Origin of the sequence: Spongiimicrobium salis, assembly GCF_043678055.1 — a bacterium.
In the GTDB taxonomy this organism is placed as follows: domain Bacteria; phylum Bacteroidota; class Bacteroidia; order Flavobacteriales; family Flavobacteriaceae; genus Spongiimicrobium; species Spongiimicrobium salis.
In genome coordinates this window covers 1-4,010 of sequence record NZ_JBHEQA010000014.1, presented here as the reverse complement: position 1 = coordinate 4,010, position 4,010 = coordinate 1, and the positions used below count along the sequence as shown (strand labels likewise).

The following is a 4,010-nucleotide window of genomic DNA, read 5'->3' as shown; positions in this document are numbered from 1 at the left end:
TTCAGCACGATCTTGGCAGCGGCGGACAACCAGCAACTGACCCTTGCGGCAGGAAATATCCTGACCCTTGAGGACGGTGGTACGGTGAACCTGACCCCATTTTTGGACAATACGGACAACCAGCAGATCACGGCCTTCAGCTTGGACAATACGAGCAATGAACTGACCCTGACCCTTGAGGACGGCGGTACACAGACGGTGGACTTCAGCACGATCTTGGCAGCGGCGGACAACCAGCAGCTTACCTTGGCGGCAGGGAACATCCTGACCCTTGAGGACGGTGGTACGGTAAACCTGACCCCATTCCTGGACAATACGGACAACCAGCAGATCACGGCCTTCAGCTTGGACAATACCAGCAACGAACTGACATTGACCTTGGAGGACGGAGGTACACAGACGGTGGACTTCAGCACGATCTTGGCAGCGGCCGATAACCAGCAACTTACCTTGGCGGCAGGGAACATCCTGACCCTTGAGGACGGCGGTACGGTGAACCTGACCCCATTTTTGGACAACACGGACAACCAACAGATCACGGCCTTCAGTCTGGACGGAGCTACGAACATATTGACCCTGACCTTGGAGGATGGCGGTACGCAGACGGTGAACCTAAACGGACTAGTGGGCACGGACGACCAGACGGCTGCAGAGGTGAGCTATGACGGTACGACCTCGGGCCTTACGGCGACCAACGTACAGGACGCCATCGATGCGATCAATACGGCCGCGGGCACGGTGGCCCTTGCGGACAACGGTGACGGCACCTATACCTTTACGGACGCTGCAGGTGGGACGACGACGATCTCGGACACCTCGATATCGACCTTGGTGAACAATGGCGATGCGACCTTTACCTATACTGACGAAACGGGCACCCCTGTGACGATCAACCTGATCAGTGGGGATGCGAACAACAATATCATCGCGGGCAGCGACGGCGGACTATACCTCAATGTTGCCTCCGTTGCGATAGCGGAAACGATCACGAACCTTACGGACGTGGGCGACGGCACGGTGACCTATGTGAACGAGAACGGTGTGACGCAGAAGGTGAACAAAGCGGACCTGACGGACAACGGGAACGGTACCTATACCTTTACCAACGGTGACGGTACGGACGTTATATTGGACACCCGTGCGGACAGCAACCCTTATGACGGTACGACCTCCGGTCTTACGGCGACCAACGTACAGGACGCGATCGACCAATTGGCCAGTGGGAGCACGGACGACCAGCAATTGACCTTGGCGGCAGGAAATATCCTGACCCTTGAGGACGGTGGTACGGTGAACCTGACCCCATTCCTTGACAACACGGACAACCAGCAGATCACGGCCTTCAGCCTGGACAATACCAGCAACGAACTGACCTTGACCTTGGAGGACGGGGGTACCCAGACGGTTGACTTCAGCACGATCTTGGCAGCGGCGGACAACCAGCAGCTTACCTTGGCGGCAGGGAACATCCTGACCTTGGAAGATGGCGGCACGGTGAACTTGACGCCCTTCCTCGACAATACGGACAACCAGCAGATCACGGCCTTCAGCTTGGACAATACCAGCAACGAGCTTACATTGACCTTGGAGGACGGCGGTACACAGACAGTGGACTTCAGTACGATCTTGGCAGCGGCCGATAACCAGCAACTTACCTTGGCAGCAGGAAATATCCTGACCTTGGAAGATGGCGGTACGGTGAACTTGACGCCCTTCCTTGACAACACGGACAACCAACAGATCACGGCCTTCAGCCTTGACAATACCAGCAACGAACTGACATTGACCTTGGAAGATGGAGGTACACAGACAGTGGACTTCAGCACGATCTTGGCAGCGGCGGACAACCAGCAGCTTACCTTGGCGGCAGGGAACATCCTGACCTTGGAAGATGGCGGCACGGTGAACTTGACGCCCTTCCTTGACAATACGGACAACCAGCAGATCACGGCCTTCAGCTTGGACAATACCAGCAACGAACTGACCCTGACCTTGGAAGATGGAGGTACACAGACAGTGGACTTCAGTACGATCTTGGCAGCGGCCGATAACCAGCAGCTTACCTTGGCAGCAGGAAATATCCTGACCCTTGAGGACGGCGGTACGGTGAACCTGACCCCATTTTTGGACAACACGGACAACCAGCAGATCACGGCCTTCAGCCTTGACAATACCAGCAACGAACTGACCCTGACCTTGGAGGACGGCGGTACACAGACGGTGGACTTCAGCACGATCTTGGCAGCGGCGGACAACCAGCAACTGACCTTGGCAGCAGGAAATATCCTGACCTTGGAAGATGGCGGTACGGTGAACTTGACCCCCTTCCTCGACAATACCGACAACCAGCAGATCACGGCCTTCAGCCTTGACAATACCAGCAACGAGCTTACATTGACCTTGGAGGACGGCGGTACCCAGACGGTGGACTTCAGTACGATCTTGGCAGCGGCGGACAACCAGCAACTGACCTTGGCGGCAGGAAATATCCTTACGCTTGAGGACGGTGGCACGGTGAACTTGACCCCATTTTTGGACAACACGGACAACCAACAGATCACGGCCTTCAGTCTGGACGGAGCTACGAACATATTGACCCTGACCTTGGAGGATGGCGGTACGCAGACGGTGAACCTAAACGGACTAGTGGGCACGGACGACCAGACGGCTGCAGAGGTGAGCTATGACGGTACGACCTCGGGCCTTACGGCGACCAACGTACAGGACGCCATCGATGCGATCAATACGGCCGCGGGCACGGTGGCCCTTGCGGACAACGGTGACGGCACCTATACCTTTACGGACGCTGCAGGTGGGACGACGACGATCTCGGACACCTCGATATCGACCTTGGTGAACAATGGCGATGCGACCTTTACCTATACTGACGAAACGGGCACCCCTGTGACGATCAACCTGATCAGTGGGGATGCGAACAACAATATCATCGCAGGCAGCGATGGGGGACTATACCTCAATGTTGCCTCCGTTGCGATAGCGGAAACGATCACGAACCTTACGGACGTGGGCGACGGCACGGTGACCTATGTGAACGAGAACGGTGTGACGCAGAAGGTGAACAAGGCTGACCTGACGGACAACGGGAACGGTACCTATACCTTTACCAACGGTGACGGTACGGACGTTATCCTGGATACACGGGCGGACAGCAACCCTTATGACGGTACGACCTCCGGTCTTACGGCGACCAACGTACAGGACGCGATCGACCAATTGGCCAGTGGGAGCACGGACGACCAGCAACTGACCTTGGCGGCAGGAAATATCCTGACCTTGGAAGATGGAGGGACGGTGAACCTGACCCCATTCCTTGACAATACGGACAACCAGCAGATCACGGCCTTCAGTCTGGACGGAGCTACGAACATATTGACCCTGACCTTGGAGGACGGTGGTACGCAGACGGTGAACCTAAACGGACTAGTGGGCACTGACGACCAGACGGCTGCAGAGGTTTCCATAGCAGATACAGCTGGGAACTTTACTGCAGGAGATGTAGAAGGAGCCTTAGCGGAGTTGGCATTAGGAAGCACTGACAACCAGCAACTGACCCTGGCGGCAGGGAACATCCTGACCCTTGAGGACGGAGGTACGGTAAACCTGACCCCATTTTTGGACAACACGGACAACCAGCAGATCACGGCCTTCAGCCTGGACAATACGAGCAACGAACTGACATTGACCCTTGAGGACGGCGGTACACAGACGGTTGACTTCAGTACGATCTTGGCAGCGGCGGACAACCAGCAGCTTACCTTGGCGGCAGGGAACATCCTGACCTTGGAAGATGGCGGTACGGTGAACCTGACCCCATTTTTGGACAATACGGACAACCAACAGATCACGGCCTTCAGCCTTGACAATACCAGCAATGAGCTTACATTGACCCTTGAGGACGGCGGTACACAGACAGTGGACTTCAGCACGATCTTGGCAGCGGCGGACAACCAGCAACTGACCCTGGCTGCGGGGAACATCCTGACCTTGGA

The 4,010-nt window shown here is 56.3% G+C and carries 1 protein-coding gene; it reads left to right on the top strand.

From position 1 onward, the window contains the following. On the top strand, positions 1–4,010 hold a 4,010-nt coding region (locus ACEXOE_RS23655; protein ID WP_394751359.1), incomplete at both ends, for a beta strand repeat-containing protein.